Source organism: Methylobacterium adhaesivum, assembly GCF_022179065.1.
GTDB lineage: Bacteria > Pseudomonadota > Alphaproteobacteria > Rhizobiales > Beijerinckiaceae > Methylobacterium > Methylobacterium adhaesivum.
On record NZ_BPQD01000007.1, the window covers coordinates 41,379 to 59,834 of the forward strand.

Below are 18,456 nucleotides of genomic sequence, written 5' to 3' on the forward strand. Positions count from 1 at the left end.
CAGTTCGCAACGCCGGGGCCTCGAAGGGGGTTCCGGCGCTTCGCATTTCGTAAAGCGCGTTCGCCATCGTCTCGGCCCGCCCATTCTGCTAGGGCGAAACGCCATGCTTCGTACCATCCTGTTCCGTCTGCACTGGGGTCTCGGCCTCACCGCCGGCTTCGTCCTCGCCCTCGTCGGGGTCACGGGGGCGCTCATGACCTACGAGGAGGCCATCGGCGATTGGGCGGATCGGGACCGGGCCTTCGTCGCTGTTCAGGACGTGCCCCGGCTCGGCCCCCAGGCCCTGGTGGCCCGGGTGGAGGCGCAGCACCCCGGCCTGACCATCGACACCCTCACGCTTGCCGACGATCCGGAGCGAAGTCCCCGTGTTCGCTTCGCCCCCGATGCGAAGGCCGGCGCCCGGCCGCCCTCGGCCTATCTCGATCCCTATGACGGCCGCGATCTCGGTCCGGCCCACCTCGAACCCGCCTTCGCGACGATCCGTGACCTCCACCGCTGGCTCCTCCTGCCGGGTGAAGGCAAGGGCTGGGGTCGCAGCATCACCGGTGCCAGCGCCCTCGCCCTCCTGATCTTTCTCGGCACCGGGCTCTACCTGCGCTGGCCGCAGATCCATTCCCGGCGGATCTGGCTGAAGCCCAACCTCCGGCGTCCGGGCCGTCCGCGCTGGTGGTCGCTCCACACCGTTGCCGGGACCTGGCTCCTGCCGGTCTACGCGGCCGTCGCCCTCTCGGGCCTGTGGTGGTCCTACGATTGGTACCGGGACGCGGCGACCTGGGTGCTGACGGGCGAGGCGCCGCGCGCGAAGCCCGCGCGCCCGCCGCGCCAGAGCGGTTCGACGGAACCGCCGGCCCTCGACCGGGCCTGGGCGGCATTCCGGGCGGGGGACGGCAGGGACGCGTCCCTCGCCGTCGTCACCCTGCCCCGTCCCGATGCCGGCGCGATCCGCATCCGCTACCGCATCGGCGACGACACCTCCCGCAACGAGGCGACCTTCGATCGAGCCACCGGCGCGCAACTCTCCGTCGCCCGGGACGCCGACAAGACTCTTGGCCGGCGCATGGCCGACAACATGCTCGAGGTGCATCGCGGGCGCTTCTTCGGGGGCCTCGTCGCCCTGGTGTTCTGCGTGGCCTCGCTGCTGATGCCGCTTCTCGCGGTGAGCGGTCTCACCCTCTATGTCCTTCGCCGTCGCTCGGCCCGCCGCCGGGTGCGGGCGATAGAATCTGGCCTCGGCGCGGCCCAGGGCGTGAACGGGTGACGCAACGGGTTGGCCGCGCGGCGATCCGCGTCCAGACTGCCGGGGCGCGGGCCGCCCGGCGCCCGCAAGGGAATCAGCCGCCATGCCCCTCGTGATGCCCGTCATCCTCGGCTCCGTCCGCGCGGAGCGCCAAGGCCTGCGGGTCGCCCGCTTTCTCATCGCGCGGCTGGAAGCCCGCGGCATCGAGGCGCCCCTGGTCGATCCGGCGGCTTTGGGACTGCCGCTCCTCGACCGGATGTACAAGGAGTATGCGCCCGGAACGGCGCCCCCGGCACTGGAGGATCTGGCGGCCCTCTATCGCCGCTCCGACGCCTTCGTGGTGGTCTCGGCGGAGTACAACCACTCGATCCCGCCGGCCCTGTCGAACACCCTCGCCTACTTCCTCGAGGAGTATTTCTGGCGGCCGTCCGCCATCTGCTGCTACTCGGCGGGGCAATATGGCGGCGTGCGCGCGGCGATGCAGCTGCGGGCGATGATGGCCGAACTCGGCGCCTCCAGCATTCCGTCCCTCCTGCCGATCCCGCGCGTCGGCAAGACCCTCGACGCCGAGGGAGGCATCCAAGAGGACTGGCTCGCCAAGGCCGCCGGGCGCTTCCTCGACGAACTCGTCTGGTACGCCGAAGCCCTGCGGGCCAAGCGGGACGGCGGCACCCCGTCGTGACGTCTGGCGCGCGCCTTGCCCTACTCGGGACACGTCACGCCAACGGACGGACTCATGAACGATCTCAGACAACTCCTCGCGAGCCTGGTGAAGGCGGCCCTGATGGGGGACGACCGTGCCAGCCTGCTGTGGCGCGAGGAGGCACGCCACAGCCACGCCCGCATCGTTTCGGACCCGTCCGCAGTTTTAAACCTCAAGATCGATGGGATGTGGACCCTGGCTGTCGGTGACGCCGAGGCCCCGGAATTCCGCGAAGCGGAGGGCCAGGTCGAGTTCGGCTTGCCCGCCCTGTGCCCGTTCACCCTGGCGGAGATCACCGCCCACGATCTCGACATCGATGCGGCGGTCGAGCGCATCCGCAAGTCCGCCGCCACGGGATGAACGGTGTTGAGGGCCGGAGCCGCGCCGTTGCCCAGGGGCATCGTCGAGCCCATGTTACGAGGACAGGCCATGATCCCATGCCGGGATCGGCCACGACCTTCTAGCGTCGGGTCACGACCCCGCGCCGCGAGCCCGTTCATTTGGCCAAGCGCATCAATCCGAATCCCGGGCGTCCCGCCCTCCCCTCGCGCGAGGCCATCCTCGCCTTCATCGCCTCGGCGACGGAGAAGGTCGGCAAGCGCGAGATCGCGGCGGCCTTCGGCATCAAGGGCGCCGACCGCATCGGCCTCAAGCGCATCCTGAAGGAGATCGAAGAGGACGGCGCCATCGAGCGCGGGCGCGGCGGTCTCACCGAGGCCGGGCGCCTGCCGGCGGTGGTTCTCGCCGACATCAAGTCCCGCGACCGCGACGGCGATTTCCTCGCCGTTCCCGTCGAGTGGGATGCGGAGAAGGGACCGGCTCCGAAGATCACGGTCGTGGCGCCGCGCCCGGGCCGCAAGCCGGGGTTGGCGGCCCCCGGCATCAACGACCGGGTGCTCCTGCGCGTCGCGCCGACGGAGGGCGAGGCGGGGCGCTATTCGGGCCGCGTCATCAAGGTGGTGGGCAAGAACAAGGCCGAGATCGTCGGAGTCTACCGCGCCGGCCGGGACGGCGGCCGCATCATCCCCGTGGAGAAGCGCGCGCAGGGACGCGAGATCGCGATTCCCGCCGGCGAGGAGGGCGAGGCCCGCGACGGCGACCTCGTGAGCGTGACCCTCCAGCGCGAGACCCAATTCGGCCTGCCGCAGGGGCGGGTGAAGGAGCGCCTCGGGTCCCTCGGGTCCGAGAAGGCCGTGAGCCTCATCGCGCTCCACCTCCATCACATCCCCCACGTCTTCGCGGCCGCGACCCTCGCCGAGGCCGATGCGGTGGTGCCCGCCGGCCTCGACGGGCGCGAGGATTGGCGTTCCGAACCCCTCATTACGATCGACCCGCCCGACGCCAAGGACCACGACGACGCCGTGATGGCGGTCCTGGATCCCGATCCGGCCAACGCCGGCGGCTTCGTCGTCACCGTCGCCATCGCCGACGTCGCCGCCTATGTCCGCCCCGGCTCGGCCCTCGACCGCGAGGCCCTGATGCGCGGCAATTCGGTCTACTTCCCCGACCGGGTGGTGCCGATGCTGCCCGAACGCATCTCCAACGACCTGTGCTCGCTGCGCGAACACGAGGATCGCCCGGCCCTGGCCGTCCGCATGGTCGTCACCGCCGATGGAACGAAGCGCCGCCACAGCTTCCACCGGGTGATGATGCGCTCGCGCGCCAAGCTCTCCTACGCCCAGGCTCAGGCCGCCATCGACGGATTCCCGGACGAGACCACGGCGCCTCTCCTGGACCCGGTCCTGCGCCCGCTCTGGGCCGCCTACGAGGCCCTGAGGACCGCGCGGGACGAGCGTGGCCCCCTCGCCCTCGATCTGCCCGAACGCAAGGTGCTGCTCACCCCAGAGGGCGCCGTCGACCGCGTCGTGGTGCCGGCGCGCCTCGATGCGCACCGGCTGATCGAAGAGTTCATGATCCAGGCGAACGTCGCCGCCGCCGAGACCCTGGAGCAGGCCAAGCAACCCCTGATCTACCGCGTCCACGACGAGCCCGCGCTCGAGAAGATGCGGTCGTTGGGCGAAGTACTCGCCTCCATCGGCATCAAGATCCCGAAGGAAGGGGCCCTGCGCCCGGCCCTGTTCAACCGCATCCTCGGGGCGGTGGCCGAGACCGAGCACGCGATCTTCATCAACGAGGTGGTTCTCCGCTCCCAGGCCCAGGCGGTCTATGCGGCGCAGAATCTCGGGCATTTCGGGTTGAACCTGCGCCGCTACGCCCATTTCACCTCGCCGATCCGGCGCTACGCCGATCTCATCGTCCACCGTGCCCTGATCTCGGCCTGCCGCCTCGGACGCGACGGCCTGTCCACGGAGGTGACCGTGGGGATGCTGGACCAGATCGGCGAGCAGATCTCCGCGGCCGAGCGCCGGGCTATGGCGGCCGAGCGCGAAACCATCGACCGCCTCATCGCCCACCATCTCGCCGACCGGGTCGGCGCGAACTTCACCGGGCAGATCTCCGGCGTCACCCGGTCGGGGCTGTTCATCAAGCTCGACGAAACCGGGGCCGACGGCTTCGTGCCGATCTCCACCATCGGCGCGGACTTCTACCGGCACGACGAGGCCCGCCACGCCCTCGTCGGCGAGCGTTCGGGGGAGACCCATCGCCTCGGCGACCGCGTCGAGGTCCGCCTCGTCGAGGCCGCCGCCGTGGCGGGCGCCCTGCGGTTCGAACTGCTCTCGGAGGGGCAGGCACGCCCGGCCCGTTCGGGCGTGGGCGGCAAGACCGGCTCGCCGCGCAAGGCCGGTGCGCCGGGGCGCCCCGCCGGCATCCGCAACACCGGGTCGCGTCACCGCGGGTCGCGCCGGTGAGGCGAGTGGTGTAGACGAGGAGAGCTTCCGACGAACAGGACGGACACCGCCATGACCGCGCGCGTCGAGACCCTTCCGGCCGAACGCACCGGCCTCACGACGTCCATGGCGCGGGGCTTCCTCGGGCGCTGCCCCCACTGCGGCGAGGGCCGGATCTTCGGGCGCTTCCTCAAGGTGCGGCCGGACTGCGAAACCTGCGGCCTGGCCCTGCATAGCCACCGCGCCGACGACCTGCCGCCCTACGTCGTGATCTTTATCGTCGGCCACGTCGTCGGGTATTTCATCCTGGAACTCGAGACGAATTACGACGTGCCGTTGTGGTTCCAGCTTAGCTTCTGGCCCCTCGTCACCCTCGGTTCGGCCCTGGCCCTTCTCCAGCCCGTGAAGGGCGCCGTCGTCGGCCTGCAATACGCCCTTGGCATGGGGGGCTTCGCCACGCTACCCGTCGGCCCGAGCGCGGCCGTATCGCGGCCGGAGGAGCTTCCGCGTGGACCCAGCGACACTCGCACCCCCGGCCTCGGCCCCGTCTGACCGCTCGAACCCCGGAGCGCCCGCGAAGCCGGCCCTACGCCCCCGCAACGCCGCGACCCTGATCATCCTCGACCGTACGAAGCGAACACCCCGGATCCTGATGGGTCGGCGGCATCCGTCCCTCGCCTTCATGCCGGGCAAGTTCGTCTTCCCGGGCGGACGCATCGAGCCGGGCGACCGGCACATGCCCGTGGCCGGCGCCCTCTCGAGCCGGGCCAGCGATGCCCTGGCGCTCCAGGTTCCACGGGCATCGCATCATCTCGGGCGCGCGCTGGCGCTGGCCGCCATCCGCGAGACCTACGAAGAAACCGGGCTGATGCTCGGCACCCGCGATTACGGACCGCCGGAGTCCGTGCCCGAGGGCAGCTGGCAGGCGTTCCGCGAGGCCGGGATCATGCCGGACCTGGAGGCGCTGCATTTCGTCGCCCGGGCGATTACCCCGCCGGGCCGGCCCCGGCGGTTCGACACTCGCTTCTTCGCCGTCGACCGCAAGGCCGTGGCGGAGGAGGCGCCCGGCGTCGTCACGTCGGAGTCGGAACTCGTCGAACTCGCCTGGGTGACCTTCACGGAGGCGCGCAGCCTCGATCTGCCACGGATCACCGGTCTCATTCTCGGCGATTTGGAAGCTCAGATCGCCGGCAATCTGGCGCCCTACCTGCAGATTCCGTTCTATTACGAACGGCGGGGCAAGGGGCAGCGCGAAGTCCTGTAGAGACATCATCCCCAATCCGCGCACGAATATAGGAACTGATGACCGGCCCGACCCGTTGAGCAGCAGGATCTTTACGGGAGTTGCGTCATGCTCAAGGGCGGTTTGCTTTGGCTCATCGGCATTCCACTGCCGATCATTCTGATCATCTACTTCTTCACGGGCTGGTTGCACTAGCCGGACCCGGCACCGTCCCGATTCGAGCAGCCACATGAAAAAGGCCCCGCCTCAACGGCGGGGCCTTTTTTCTCATTCCGCCGCGTCGAGGCGGGGCCGCTCGATCTCGGCGCGTTCGCGCTTCACCAATTCGGCCGTGAGGAACGCCACCTCCAGGGCCTGCTCCGCGTTGAGGCGCGGGTCGCAGTAGGTGTGGTAGCGGTCCTGCAGGTCGTCGGCCGTGAGGGCACGGGCGCCGCCGGTGCATTCGGTGACGTTCTTACCGGTCATTTCGAGATGGATGCCGCCCGCGATGGTGCCCTCGGCCCGGTGGATGCCGAAGAAGCCCTCGATCTCCTGCATCACCCGCTCGAACGGCCGGGTCTTGTAGCCGCCGGCCGAGATGGTGTTGCCGTGCATGGGATCGCACACCCACACGACCTTGCGACCCTCGCGCTCCACCGCCCGGATCAGGCCCGGCAGGTGGTCGCCGACCTTCTCGGCACCGAACCGGCAGATGAGGGTGAGGCGCCCGGCCTCGTTGGCGGGGTTGAGCTGGTCGATGAGCCCGATCAAGCCCTCGGCAGTCATCGACGGCCCGCACTTGAGGCCGATGGGATTCCGGATACCGCGGGCAAACTCGACATGCGCGTGATCGGCCTGCCGGGTGCGGTCGCCGATCCACAGCATGTGGCCCGACGTGGCGTACCAGTCACCGCTCGTGGAATCGACGCGGGTCAGCGCCTCCTCGTAGCCGAGCAGCAGGGCCTCGTGGCTGGTGTAGAAGTCCGTGGTGCGAACCTCCTGGTGCGTCTCGGGATTGATCCCGATGGCGCGCATGAAGTCGAGGGTCTCGGTCATGCGCTCGGCGCAATCGGCGTAGCGCGCGGATTGGGGCGAATCCTTCACGAAGCCGAGCATCCAGCGATGCGAGTTCTCGAGATTGGCGTAACCACCCGTCGCGAAGGCGCGCAGCAGGTTGAGGGTCGCGGCCGACTGGCGGTACGCCTCGAGCTGCCGACGCGGATCGGGCACGCGGGCCTCCTCCGTGAACGTCAGTCCGTTGACGATGTCGCCGCGGTAGCTCGGCAGGGTCACGCCGCCCAGGGTCTCGGTGGGTGACGAGCGCGGCTTGGCGAACTGCCCGGCGATGCGGCCGACCTTCACCACGGGCGAACCGCCCGCGAAGGTGAGCACCAGGGCCATCTGCAGGAACACCCGGAAGAAGTCGCGGATGTTGTCGGCCGAATGCTCGTCGAAGCTCTCGGCGCAATCACCGCCCTGGAGCAGGAAGGCCTCGCCCGTCGAGACCCGCGCCAGCGCCGATTTCAGCTTCCGCGCTTCCCCAGCGAAGACGAGGGGCGGAAAGCTCGCGAGTTGGGTCTCGACCGCGGCGAGGGCGGCGGCATCCGGATAAGCCGGCACCTGCTGGATCGGCAGATCGCGCCAAGATTTCGGCGTCCAGCCCGTCTTCGATGTCCGACGCTCGCCCATGATTGTCTCCCGCCACCCCTCGGCCGGCTTGTCCGCGCACACAGGATGCGACGCGGAAAGCGCGGCTTATAGAGGGGTTTGCCGGCAGACGCGAGGGTCGGGCAGCACGGTGCGGTCCGCGTGCCGATTCAGGCGACGTCACCGTCCTCGATGGCGATGCCATGCTCCGACAGGATCCAGAAGATCGCCTCCAGATCCTCGGAGGTGACGTCACGGGGCGGCAGAGCCTCCTCGAGATCGTCGTAGGTCAGTCGGCGCATGCGCTGCGCCTCAGCCTTGGCGAGCAGGATATCGACCGTCTTGCGCATGTCCTCCGGCAAGGCATCGTGGCTCGGCAGGCGATAGTCGTCGACGGGATCCAGCGCCTCCGCGAGCATCCGGTCGATGATGGCCTGACGGCGATCGTGCGCGTCGTCGTGCTGTTCCATGGAGATGTTATGGGTCGCGCGGGCGACGCGTCGAGGGGGTGATCCGGACGGGAATCGCCTTGGCCGCCGGGGTCTTCGACTGTTCGTCGTGGTGCCAGAGGGGGATCAGCGGGTTCAGCTCCGGATAGTAACCGCCGCAATTGCCCGGCGGGATGTCGTACGCGATCACGCGCAACCCCTTCACCGTGCGGGTGAACCCGTCCTCGGAGGGGGTCGAGAGGTTGACGCTGTCGCCGTCGCGCACGCCGATGCGGGCAAGGTCGGCCGCGTTCATGAACAGGATCATGCGCGTCCCCTTCACCCCCCGGAAGCGGTCGTCATAGCCGTAAATCGTGGTGTTGAACTGATCGTTCGAGCGCAAGGTGATGAGGTCGAGGATGTCCGGGCCGCGTGCCGGCATGTCGGGATCTTCATCGAGACCGGCAGGCACGATGAAGTTGGCCTTGCCCGTCTCGGTCTCCCACTTGCGCTCGCGGGCCGGGATCGGCTTGTGCAGGCCGCCCGGCTCGAACATCCGCCCGTTGAGGTCGTGGAACACGCTCGGATAGGTCGCCTCGATGGCGTCGCGGACCTTGGCGTAATCGCCGACCCAGGCGTCCCAATCGACCTTCGGATTCGGGGCGAGCGTCGCCTTGGCGAGTTCGGCGACGATCCAGGGCTCGGAACGGACCTCTGCGCTCACCGGCTTGGTGAAGCCGCGCGAGCCGTGGAAGCACGAGGTCGAATCCTCCATGGACACCGCCTGGATGCCCGTCGCCTGGGCGTCGATCTCGATGCGGCCGAGGCAGGGGAGCAGGTACGCAACGGTGCCGTTGACGAGATGCGAGCGGTTGAGCTTCGTCGCAATCTGCACGGTGAGGCGCATCCCGCGCCACGCCTCCTCCATCCGCACCGTATCGGGGATCGCGCGCACGAAGTTGCCGCCGAGACTCACGAACGCCTTCACCGATCCGTCGAGGATGCCCTCGCAGGCCTCCACGGTGTTGAGGCCCTTTTCACGGGGCGGCTCGAATCCGTATTGCTCGGCGAGGGTATCGAGGGGCGCGAGTTCGGGTTTCTCGGTGATGCCCACCGTGCGTTGGCCCTGGACGTTGGAATGCCCGCGCACGGGGCAGAGGCCGGCGCCGGGGCGCCCCACATTGCCGCGCAGGAGCATGAGGTTGACGAGCATCTGCACCGACTCGGTGCCCTTGCGATGCTGGGTCAGGCCCATGCCGTAGACGCCGAGCACGGCCCGCGCCCGGCCATAGACCGCAGCGGCGGATTCGATGGCCGCGCGTGTAAGTCCCGAGCGGGCCTCCAGGGCCGCCCAATCCTGACCTTCACAAAAGGCCTTGAAGGCGTCGAGTCCGTGCGTGTGCTCCTCAATGAAGGCCACGTCGAGGATGCGCGGACGACCGACCGCTTGCGCCTCGTCGTCGGCGGAGAACAGCGCCTTGCACATCCCAGTCAGGGCGGCGATGTCCCCGCCGGCCTTCACCTGGTGATACTGCGTCGAGATCTCGGTCTCGCTCCGGGTCGCCATCTCGATGGGCGATTGCGGATTGGTGAACCGCTCCAGCCCGCGCTCGCGCAAGGGATTGAACGTGACGATGGGCACCCGGCGCTTGCGGGCTTCCTGCAGGGGATGAAGCATGCGCGGCGAATTGGAGCCGACGTTCTGACCGAAGAACAGGATCAGGTCGGTGGTCTCGAAATCCTCCAGCACCGTGGTGCCGACGGCCGAACCGATGGAGGCCTTGAGGCCGACCGAGGTCGGCTCGTGGCACATGTTGGAGGAATCCGGCAGGTTGTTGTTGCCGTACATCCGCGCGAACAGCGCGTACATGTAGGACGTCTCGAGGGACGCCCGGCCCGACGCGTAGCAGACGACGGATTTCGGATCCAAAGCTCGCAGTTCCCAGCCGATCTCGGCGAACGCCTCGGCCCACGCCACGGGCACGTAGCGGTCGCTCGCCGGATCGTAACGGAGCGGATGAGTGAGCCGGCCCTTCTCTTCCAGAGCGTAATCGCTCCAACCCAGCAGTTCCGTCACCGTATGCTCGGCGAAGAAGTCCGGGCCGACGCGCTTCGGCGTCTGCTCCCAAACCGTGGCCTTGGCGCCGTTCTCGCAATATTCGAACATCGCCGGCTTGCTGGGCTTCGACCAAGCGCAGGAGGTGCACATGAAGCCGTCGGGCTTGTTCTGCTTCAGCAGCAGCGCCGCTCCCGAGGCGGGAATCTCCTCCCGCAGCAGGATCTCGGCGAGCGACGCGGCGGAGCCCCAGCCGCCCGCCGGACCGTTGTAGGGTTCGATCTTCGGGTCGGCCATCTTGTCGGTCATGGAGAGCTCCGGATGCGGACGAGCGCCTCCGGCAACCGCTCCCACCCGTGCCGCGTTCCCGGCTGCGACGGTGGAGGCCCCTTAGCCCACGTTGTCGGGGTGCTTTTTCGCCACGGGCGTCCGCATGGTGACGAGTTCCTCGCCAGCGGTGGGGTGGACCGCGATCGTCCGATCGAAATCAGCCTTCGTCGCCCCCATGGTGACGGCGATGCCCACCGCCTGGATGATCTCGCCGGCATCGTGACCGAGGATATGGACACCCACGACCCGATCGCTGGCGCAGTCGACGATGACCTTCATCAGGACCTTCTCGTCACGCCCCGACAAAGTCGCCTTCATCGGGCGGAAGCTCGACCGGTAGACGTCGATGCGGGCGTAGAGCTTGCGCGCCGTATCCTCGTTGTGCCCGACGACGCCGATCTCGGGAGTCGAGAACACGGCCGTCGGGATGAGATCGTGGTCGACGCACCACGATTTGCCCCCGAACACCGTATCGGCGAAGGCGTGGCCCTCGCGGATGGCGATGGGGGTCAGGGCCGCACGGTTCGTGACGTCGCCCACCGCATAGACCGACGGCACGCGGGTCTGCGAGAACGCGTCGACGGGGATCGCGCCGGCCTCGTCGAGTTCGATGCCCACTCTGTCCAGCCCGAGCCCATCGACCTTCGGACGCCGGCCCGTGGCGTAGAGAACCTCATCGACCTCCAGGGCGGATCCATCGCTCAGGGTCGCCCGCAGGCCGCCCGCGACACGCTCCAGGCGTTCGACGTTGGTTCCAAGGCGCAGGTCCATGCGCTTGGCATAGGCCGTGTCGAGCGCCTCGCGGATCTCGTCGTCGAACCCGCGCAGGAGTTGGTCGCCGCGATGCGCCAGGGTGGTACGTGACCCGAGGGACGCGAACACGCCGGCAAATTCCACCGCGATGTAGCCGCCGCCGACCACGAGGATGCGCTCCGGCAGGCGATCCAGCTCGAACACCTCGTTCGACGTGATGGCGAGTTCACAGCCCGGCACTTCAGGCACCTTCACCGGATGGGCGCCCACGGCGACGAGGATGACCCTGGCCCGCACCCGACGGTTCGAGCCGACGAGGCGCACCGTATGGGCGTCCTCGATCACCGCGCGCTCGTGCACGAGGGTGACACCGGCCTTGTCCAGGTTGGTCCCGTAGATGCCCTCGAGCCGGGCCACCTCGGCGTCGCGCCGGGCCTTCAGCACGCTCCAGTCGAAGCGCGGCTCGGGGACGGTCCAGCCGAAGCCGGCGGCATCCTCGAACTCCCCGCGGAAGCGGCCGGCATAGACCATCAGCTTCTTGGGGACGCAGCCCCGGATGACGCAGGTGCCGCCGACCCGGTACTCCTCGGCCAGTTGGACCCGTGCGCCGTGTCCGGCCGCGATCCGGGCGGCCCGCACGCCGCCGGAGCCCCCGCCGATGACGAACAGATCGACGTCGAAATCCTGGTTCATGCGGTTGCGTCCCGGCGATGACTGCGTTGGCGCTCTCCATCGCCCGAACCCCGCCCGGCTTCAACCGAGACAGGCAGGCATCGGCGCAACAAAAAAGCCGCTTCCCCGGGCGGGGAAGCGGCCTGCACCGTCACGTTGCCGTGAAACGGCTTACTTGATCTTGGTTTCCTTGAAGTCGACGTGCTTACGCACGACGGGGTCGTACTTCTTCATCGAGAGCTTCTCGGTCTGCGTGCGGGAGTTCTTCTTCGTGACGTAGAAGTAACCCGTATCGGCGGTCGAGATCAGCTTGATTTTGACGGTGACGGCCTTGGCCATGGCGCGGCGCTCCTATGATGGCGGCATTCCGCATCAGCGAAACGCAAAAGGACCGGCCCGAGCCGGCTGAATACCGGGGCGGTCATTGCCCCATCGGCCGGGTTTCGTCAAGGCCGGGGATAGCCGCGCAGGCGCCAGGCTACCAGGCCGGCATACGCGAGGAACAGGCCACAGAGCGTGTAGGCGAAGCCCTGGGGCGGCACGAGGTCCATGCCGCCACCGATGAGCGGCGGGCCGACCATGAGGCCGACATTGTAGAGCAGCACGAAGGCGGCGTTGGCCCCGGCGAGTTCCGGCCCGCGCACGCTGGCGCCGAGTTGGGCGAGCCCCACGGTGTAGAGGGTGCCGGCCAAGCCGCCCCAGACGAAGAGCAGGACGACGAGGGCCGGGAACGAGACGGAGGCGACGGGGATGAGCAGTGAGCCGAGCGCTCCGCATAACGCCGAAGTCAGCAGGACGAGGCGCCGGTCGATGCGGTCGGCAAGCCAGCCGAACGGGATCTGGAACACGACATTGCCGAGCGCCAGGGCGGAGACGAGGCCGGCTGCCGTCTGCGCGTCGTAGCCGAGACGCAGGCCGTAGAGGGGCAGGATGGCGAAGCCGCCGGTCTCGACGGCGCCGTAGACCAGGGCGGCGCCCGTCGCGGCGGGCGCGAGGCGGAGATAGGCGAGGAGCGAACGGCTACCGCCCTGCCCGATCTCGGGCGAGAGGCCGCGCGCGAGAAGCAAGGGAACCATGGCGGCGACGAACAGGCCCGAGCCGGCAAGGTAGGGCGCGTATCCCTCCGTTCCGAGGAGTGCCAGCAGGGTCGGCCCGACGGCGAAGCCGAGGGCCAAGATCGTGGCGTAGATGCCCATCACCAGCCCGCGCCGGGCCGGCGGCGCCGCCTCGCTGATCCAGAACTCGGAGAGGACGAACAGGGCGCCCAGCGTCGCCGAGAAGACGAAGCGCAGGGGAAACCACCACACGATGTCTTGAAACACCTTGAACCCGGTGAGCATGAGCGCCCCGAGGCCCAGCGACAGGATCAAGAGGCGGACGACGCCGATGCGTGCGGCCACCCGGGGCACGAACGAAACTGTAAGGATGCTGGCCAGCCCCGCGACGGCGGTGTTCACGCCGATGAGCGTGCTGGAAGCGCCCATCCTTGCCATTTCGATGGACAGGAGCGGAATGGTGAGGCTGAGGCCGATGCCGACCACGGCGACACAGACGATGGCGGCGGTGATCGAGGCGAAGCGGGCGCGGTCGTCCGGCTCCGGCGGATTAGCGACGGGCATGAAGGGTAAAGACGGGTCCTTGAGCGAGCCGCGCGACGGCTCCGGGCCCGCCTTCTCTACCCCGAGCCGGGGCAGCGCAACCGGCGTACCGCTCAGCGCGCCGCCGCCGTCACCGGCTTGCCGTCGGATTTCGGGATCTGCCGTTCGATCTTCTGGCCGTCGCGCAGGTCGGCGGGTGGGCTCAGCACGATCTGCTCACCGCCCTCCAAGCCCCGGTCGATCTCCAGCGTGGTGCCGAGGTCGCGCTGGACATGGACGGTGCGCCAGCGCGCCTGCCCGTCATCGCCCGCGATGGCGACCTGGGTGCCGCGCTGGTTGAACACCATGGCCTCGGCCGGGATCACGGCCATGGCTTGGGTGCGCGGCACCTTGAAGGTTACGGACACGTAGAGGCCGGCGCGCAGGGCGAGATCGGCGTTGGGCACGTCGACCTGAGTGGTGAGGGTGCGTGAGGACAGGAGGAGCGCCACGGAACTGCGCTCGACCTTGCCGGAGAACACGCGGTTGGGCATCTGCGGCACCCGCACGACGGCGTCGAGCCCATCACGGATGCCCCCCGCAGCGCTCTGGGGTACGTTCACGGAGACGCGCAGGACGTCGTCGCGATCCATGCCGAGGAGGGCGGTGCCGGTACCATCGGCGTGGACGAGATCGCCGACATCGACGCCGCGCGTGGTGATCACTCCGTCGAAAGGGGCGACGATGTCCTTGAAGCCAGTGAGGGCCTTCAGCCGGTCGACGGTGGCGGCCTGCGCCTTGATGTTGGCTTCGGCCACCTTCACGCCCGCCTCGGCCGAGGCCAGGGTCGCGGTCTGGCTGAGCACGCTCGCCTGGGAATTGTCGGCGTTCTGCTTCGAGGCCCAGCCCTGGCCGGCGAGCGTCGAGGTGCGTGAGTTGGTGACGTTGGCGAGATTCACGTTGGCCTTGGCCTGATCGACCATGGAGCGGGCTTGGAGGAGCTGCGCCTGGAGCTGCCCGGCCTGGGCCTCGGCCTGAGCCAGCTGCTGGTCGAGGTCGGGGGCGGCGATCCGCAGGAGAATGTCGCCCTTACGCACACGGGAGCCGATATCGACCCGGCGCTCGGCGATGTAGCCGGTGGCCCGGGCGTAGAGGGCGGCTCGGGCGAAGGCGTCGGTCTGGCCCGGCAGGGTGATCTCCAACGGCTTGTCGGCCCGCTCGACGGTGGCCGTGCGCAGGCGCGGAACGTGGGTCTCGATCTTGCGCTGGGTATCGGCGGCGGCGGCGCGCTGCTGCCACTGGCCGTAGCCGCCCCAAGCCAGCAGGCCGGCCACCCCGAGGCCGACGAGGACGAACGGCCCGGCGCGCGGCGGCGGGGGCACGTCGGACGGGTCGCGGGGGGCGTGGGTCACGCGTAATCCTCCAGGGGCCGCACCTCGCCCCGGCGCAGAAAGGCGTAGAGGAACGGCACGAACAGCAGAGTCGAGGGGGTACCGACGGCGATGCCCCCCATCACGGCCCGGGCGAGGGCCGCGTTCTGCTCACCGCCCTCCCCCGTGCCGAGCGCCATGGGAATGAGGCCCAGGAACATGGCGCCCGCCGTCATCAGCACCGGCCGCAGGCGGGTCTCGCCGGCGAGCAGCGCCGCTTCGGCGGCGCCGCATCCCGTGGCCTCCCGGTGCTCCTTGGCGAAGGTGACGAGGAGGATCGAGTTCGCCGACGCGATACCCACCGACATGATCGCCCCGAACAGGGACGGAATCGAGATCGTGGTGCCGGTGATGAACAAGCTCGCGACTATGCCGCAGAAGGCCAGCGGCAGGGCGGCCAGCACCACGAACGGATCGCCCCAGCTCTGGAAGTTCACGGCCATCAGCAGGTAGACGGCGACCAGCGCGATGGCGAGGCCGACCTGCAGGCGGGTGAAGGCCGACTGCATGTTCTCGATCTGGCCCCGGACGGTGATCTTGTCGGGCGCCGGCAGCCCCTTTTGCTCCTCCGCCACGATGGTGCGGATCTCGCGCGCCACGGAACCGAGATCGGAATCCTGCACCGCCGCGTAGATGTTGAACGTCGGCTGGGTGTTGACGTGGTTGATCACCGTCTGGGAGCCCTCCCGCCGCATGGTGGAAACGCTGGAGAGCAGCGTCAACACGCCCGGCGCCTCCGGGCCGCCTTGCACGAGGAGCGGGGTGTTCTGGAGGGCGGTCAGCGAATCGTTGCGGAATTCCGGCGTCTGGACCCAGAGCTGATAGGGAATACCGGTCTTCGGATCGGTCCAGAAGTTCGGCGTCACCTGGAAGGAGCCGGACAGCGATACGTTGAGCCCCTGGGCGATCTGCTGCTGGGTCAGGCCGAGTTCGGAGGCGAGCTTGCGGTCGACATCGACGAAAAATTGCGGCGTGCCGACGATCTGATGGAGATGGACGTCCACGGCCCCGGGCGTCGCCCTGAGGCGCCGGACGATGTTCTGGGCGACCTCCAGATCCTTGGCGGTGTTGCGGCCCGAGACCTGAATGTCGATCTGCGCCAGGGTGCCGAAGTTCAGGATCTGGGTGATGATATCGGAGGGCTGAAAGTAGAAGACCACGTCGGGGAACCGCTCACGGAGCACCTCCCGCAGGCGCTTGGTGTAGGCGGCGACGGAGCCGTGACCTTCCTTCAGGTTGATGAGCATCTGCCCGTCGTTGTAGGCGACGAACGAACCGTCCGAGAACGCGAAATTGTAGTTGTTCGACGGCAGGCCGATGTTGTCGAGGATCTGGTCGATCTCGCCCACCGGGATCACCTCGCGCACGACGCCCTCGACCTCGGCGAAGACCTGCTCGGCGGTCTCGATCCGCATGCCGGGGCGGGTGCGCAGGTGCAGGGTCATCTGGCTCGACGCCACCTGCGGGAAGTAATCCTGGCCCACGAAGGTGAAGAGGCCGGCCGACCCCGCCAGCACGGCGGCGACCACGCCGAGGGTCACGATCCGCCGCCGGAGCACCACGTGCAATAGGCCGACGTAACCGCGATGGAAGCGGGTGAAGCGCGCCTCGAAGCCGTGGCGGATCCAGCCGGCCAGCCGCAGGAGCGGACGGCCGAGCCAAGCGAGCGCGCGGCCGATGCGGCCCCGGCGCGGCGCCTCGACCCCGTCGCCGTGGCGCTCGGCATATTCACGCGCCACCAGCACGTCGATGAGCACGGGCACCAGGGTCCGTGACAGGACGTAGGAGGTGAGCATCGCGAACACGACGGCGAGCGCCTGTGGCGTGAACAGGTATTTCGGCGTGTCCGTCAGGGCGAAGACCGACACGAAGGCGGCGCAGATCGACAGGGTCGAGATCAGGGCCGGTTTGGCGATGCCGGCGGCGCCCTCGACCACGGATTTGCGGAACGGCTCGCCCTCCTCGAACAGCCGGTAGGTGTTCTCGATGGCCACCGTCGCGTCGTCGACGAGGATGCCGACGGCCAGCGCAAGGCCGCCGAGCGTCATTACGTTGATGGTCTCGCCGAGCGCCGTGAGGATCGCGAGCGAGGTGAGGATCGAGAGCGGGATCGAGACCAGCACCACGATGGTGGAGCGCCACGAGCCGAGGAACAGCAGGATGGTCAGGCCGGTCAGCGCGGCGGCGATCACCGCCTCGTGGATCACGCCCTCGATGGCGGCCGAGACGAAGACCGACTGATCGAACAGGGGTTTGAGCGTCATGCCCTCGGGGGCGGCGGCGCGGATGTCGGGCAGCGCCTTCTTGACGTTGTTGACGACGTCGAGGGTCGAGGCGGTGCCGTTCTTGAAGATCCGCATCAGCACGGAATGCAGGCCATCGGCGCGCACGATGTTGACCTGCGGCGGGCCGCCGTCGCGCACGTACGCCACGTCGCGCACGAGGATCGGCTGGCCGCCGACCACCTTGATGGGGATCTGGTTCAGGGCATCGATGGCCTCGGGCGAGGCGTTGAGCTGCACGGGGTATTGCTGCTCGCCGATCTTGGCAAAGCCCGAGGGCACCGTGAGGTTCTGGGCGGTGACGGCGTTGGTGACGTCGAGCGCCGTCAGGCCCAGCGCCTGGAGGGCGTGCAGGTCGAGATCGACCATGATCTGGCGCGGCGTGCCGCCAAAGGGCGACGGCAGGGTCGAGCCCGGCACCTGCGTCAGGCGCTGGCGGATGCGGTACTGGGCGTAATCGTAGACCTTGGTCAGGCTCTCGCGATCGGAGGAGAGCGCGAGCTGGATTACCGGAACGGAGGACGCCGAGAACCGCAGGACGATGGGCGGCTGCACGCCGGGCGGCATGGCGGAGCGGATCGAGTTCATCGCCGAGACCACCTGGGCGATGGCGAGGTCGATGCTCACCGCGCCGTCGAAGTAGATCTTCTGGATCGCCGTGCCCTGAAGCGTGGTCGATTCCATCCGGGCGATGTTGTTGACGTTGTTGGAGAGCGAGAACTCGGCGTAGGTCGTGATGCGCCGTTCCATCTCGGAGGTGGACAGACCGTTATAGGTCCACACCACCACGACCACCGGGATATCCACGGTGGGCAGCACGTCCTTGGGCGCCACGACCACGGCCGCCGCTCCGCCGAGCATCATCAGCACGGCGAGCACGTAGATCGTAATCCGGAACTTCAGCGCATATTGAACGAGACCCATGCCGTCTCCGCGAACGAGCGCTCACCCGTCGTCGCACAAGCACCCCAACGGCGCAGCCGTGGCGCCGCGACGCACGGATACCGAATGCATGGATTTTGTTTCGGAATGAATGCTGGCCGACGCGACACAGGCGCCCGTCGGGGCGCCTGTGATCGACGGTGAGACGGCGGCCGGCATCCTCAGCAGCAGCGGAACCCGCTGCGGTTGCCCACCCCGAAGCGGGCATTCTCCCGATTGCGGAAGAATTCCCGTTCGCTCATGGGCTCCTGATCCGCGTGGGTCTTGCGGATATGGGCCGCGTAGGCGTCATAATCGCCCTGCCCCACCATGAGGCGGGCGCCGTCGCAGACGCATTTCGAGAAGGTTTTCAGCCGGTCCCGCAACTCCGCCGACGACAGCGCCATGA

The 18,456-nt window shown here is 68.6% G+C and carries 15 protein-coding genes; 6 read left to right on the top strand and 9 right to left on the bottom strand.

The genetic code is table 11. The features are described 5' to 3' along the window. Positions 1–103 precede the first annotated feature (103 nt). From MFF01_RS07555 to MFF01_RS07580, 6 genes are all read left to right on the top strand, one after another. Positions 104–1,258: a PepSY-associated TM helix domain-containing protein gene (locus tag MFF01_RS07555; RefSeq protein ID WP_238223551.1), complete on the top strand. Its 1,155-nt coding sequence runs from the start codon at positions 104–106 to the stop codon at positions 1,256–1,258. Between the two features lie 82 nt (positions 1,259–1,340). Next, complete coding sequence (locus MFF01_RS07560; RefSeq protein WP_238223566.1) at positions 1,341–1,919, top strand: NADPH-dependent FMN reductase; 579 nt, start codon at positions 1,341–1,343, stop codon at positions 1,917–1,919. A gap of 54 nt (positions 1,920–1,973) precedes the next feature. Then, entirely contained in the window at positions 1,974–2,300 is a 327-nt protein-coding gene (locus MFF01_RS07565) for a hypothetical protein (protein ID WP_238223569.1), read from the top strand. Between the two features lie 140 nt (positions 2,301–2,440). Then, the gene (gene rnr / locus MFF01_RS07570; protein WP_238223571.1) at positions 2,441–4,750 is read left to right on the top strand and encodes a ribonuclease R; all 2,310 of its coding nucleotides are present in this window, start codon (positions 2,441–2,443) and stop codon (positions 4,748–4,750) included. Between the two features lie 51 nt (positions 4,751–4,801). Continuing rightward, positions 4,802–5,281 carry a DUF983 domain-containing protein gene (locus tag MFF01_RS07575; RefSeq protein ID WP_238223573.1) on the top strand — a complete coding sequence of 160 codons (480 nt, stop codon included), beginning with the start codon at positions 4,802–4,804 and terminating at the stop codon, positions 5,279–5,281. Then, entirely contained in the window at positions 5,238–5,993 is a 756-nt protein-coding gene (locus MFF01_RS07580) for an NUDIX hydrolase (protein WP_238223575.1), read from the top strand. Before MFF01_RS07575 ends, MFF01_RS07580 begins: the two co-directional genes overlap by 44 nt. 246 nt (positions 5,994–6,239) lie before the next feature. On the opposite strand, the gene MFF01_RS07585 is transcribed toward MFF01_RS07580, so the two are convergent. The 9 genes from MFF01_RS07585 to MFF01_RS07625 all read right to left on the bottom strand — a co-directional run bounded on the left by MFF01_RS07585 (position 6,240) and on the right by MFF01_RS07625 (position 18,454). Then, positions 6,240–7,640 carry a class II 3-deoxy-7-phosphoheptulonate synthase gene (locus MFF01_RS07585; RefSeq protein WP_238223578.1) on the bottom strand — a complete coding sequence of 467 codons (1,401 nt, stop codon included), beginning with the start codon at positions 7,638–7,640 and terminating at the stop codon, positions 6,240–6,242. A 128-nt stretch (positions 7,641–7,768) separates the two neighbouring features. Then, positions 7,769–8,068, bottom strand: a complete 300-nt coding sequence (locus MFF01_RS07590) for an RNA polymerase sigma factor region1.1 domain-containing protein (RefSeq protein ID WP_238223580.1) — start codon at positions 8,066–8,068, stop codon at positions 7,769–7,771. 7 nt (positions 8,069–8,075) lie between these two features. Continuing rightward, on the bottom strand, positions 8,076–10,379 hold the full coding sequence (locus MFF01_RS07595; RefSeq protein ID WP_238224306.1) for an FdhF/YdeP family oxidoreductase: 2,304 nt from the start codon (positions 10,377–10,379) through the stop codon (positions 8,076–8,078). A 93-nt stretch (positions 10,380–10,472) separates the two neighbouring features. Continuing rightward, positions 10,473–11,858 carry a glutathione-disulfide reductase gene (gene gor, locus MFF01_RS07600; protein WP_238223582.1) on the bottom strand — a complete coding sequence of 462 codons (1,386 nt, stop codon included), beginning with the start codon at positions 11,856–11,858 and terminating at the stop codon, positions 10,473–10,475. A gap of 150 nt (positions 11,859–12,008) precedes the next feature. Then, entirely contained in the window at positions 12,009–12,176 is a 168-nt protein-coding gene (gene rpmG / locus MFF01_RS07605; protein ID WP_056255359.1) for a 50S ribosomal protein L33, read from the bottom strand. Between the two features lie 107 nt (positions 12,177–12,283). After that, positions 12,284–13,456 carry an MFS transporter gene (locus tag MFF01_RS07610; protein WP_238223591.1) on the bottom strand — a complete coding sequence of 391 codons (1,173 nt, stop codon included), beginning with the start codon at positions 13,454–13,456 and terminating at the stop codon, positions 12,284–12,286. 92 nt (positions 13,457–13,548) lie between these two features. Further along, on the bottom strand, positions 13,549–14,826 hold the full coding sequence (locus MFF01_RS07615) for an efflux RND transporter periplasmic adaptor subunit (protein WP_238223593.1): 1,278 nt from the start codon (positions 14,824–14,826) through the stop codon (positions 13,549–13,551). Then, positions 14,823–18,050, bottom strand: a complete 3,228-nt coding sequence (locus MFF01_RS07620; protein WP_238223594.1) for an efflux RND transporter permease subunit — start codon at positions 18,048–18,050, stop codon at positions 14,823–14,825. The genes MFF01_RS07615 and MFF01_RS07620 overlap by 4 nt, the downstream gene beginning before the upstream one ends. Positions 18,051–18,229: 179 nt before the next feature. After that, entirely contained in the window at positions 18,230–18,454 is a 225-nt protein-coding gene (locus MFF01_RS07625) for a YbdD/YjiX family protein (protein WP_238223596.1), read from the bottom strand. Positions 18,455–18,456 lie beyond the last annotated feature (2 nt).

Excerpts from the sequence above, each read along its gene's own strand:
- MFF01_RS07555 (WP_238223551.1), top strand. The coding sequence starts at position 104 with ATGCTTCGTACCATCCTGTTCCGTCTGCACTGGGGTCTCGGCCTCACC.
- MFF01_RS07560 (WP_238223566.1), top strand. The coding sequence starts at position 1,341 with ATGCCCCTCGTGATGCCCGTCATCCTCGGCTCCGTCCGCGCGGAGCGC.
- MFF01_RS07565 (WP_238223569.1), top strand. The coding sequence starts at position 1,974 with ATGAACGATCTCAGACAACTCCTCGCGAGCCTGGTGAAGGCGGCCCTG.
- MFF01_RS07575 (WP_238223573.1), top strand. The coding sequence starts at position 4,802 with ATGACCGCGCGCGTCGAGACCCTTCCGGCCGAACGCACCGGCCTCACG.
- MFF01_RS07585 (WP_238223578.1), bottom strand. The coding sequence starts at position 7,640 with ATGGGCGAGCGTCGGACATCGAAGACGGGCTGGACGCCGAAATCTTGG.
- MFF01_RS07590 (WP_238223580.1), bottom strand. The coding sequence starts at position 8,068 with ATGGAACAGCACGACGACGCGCACGATCGCCGTCAGGCCATCATCGAC.
- MFF01_RS07595 (WP_238224306.1), bottom strand. The coding sequence starts at position 10,379 with ATGGCCGACCCGAAGATCGAACCCTACAACGGTCCGGCGGGCGGCTGG.
- gor (WP_238223582.1), bottom strand. The coding sequence starts at position 11,858 with ATGAACCAGGATTTCGACGTCGATCTGTTCGTCATCGGCGGGGGCTCC.
- rpmG (WP_056255359.1), bottom strand. The coding sequence starts at position 12,176 with ATGGCCAAGGCCGTCACCGTCAAAATCAAGCTGATCTCGACCGCCGAT.
- MFF01_RS07610 (WP_238223591.1), bottom strand. The coding sequence starts at position 13,456 with ATGCCCGTCGCTAATCCGCCGGAGCCGGACGACCGCGCCCGCTTCGCC.
- MFF01_RS07620 (WP_238223594.1), bottom strand. The coding sequence starts at position 18,050 with ATGGGTCTCGTTCAATATGCGCTGAAGTTCCGGATTACGATCTACGTG.
- MFF01_RS07625 (WP_238223596.1), bottom strand. The coding sequence starts at position 18,454 with ATGGCGCTGTCGTCGGCGGAGTTGCGGGACCGGCTGAAAACCTTCTCG.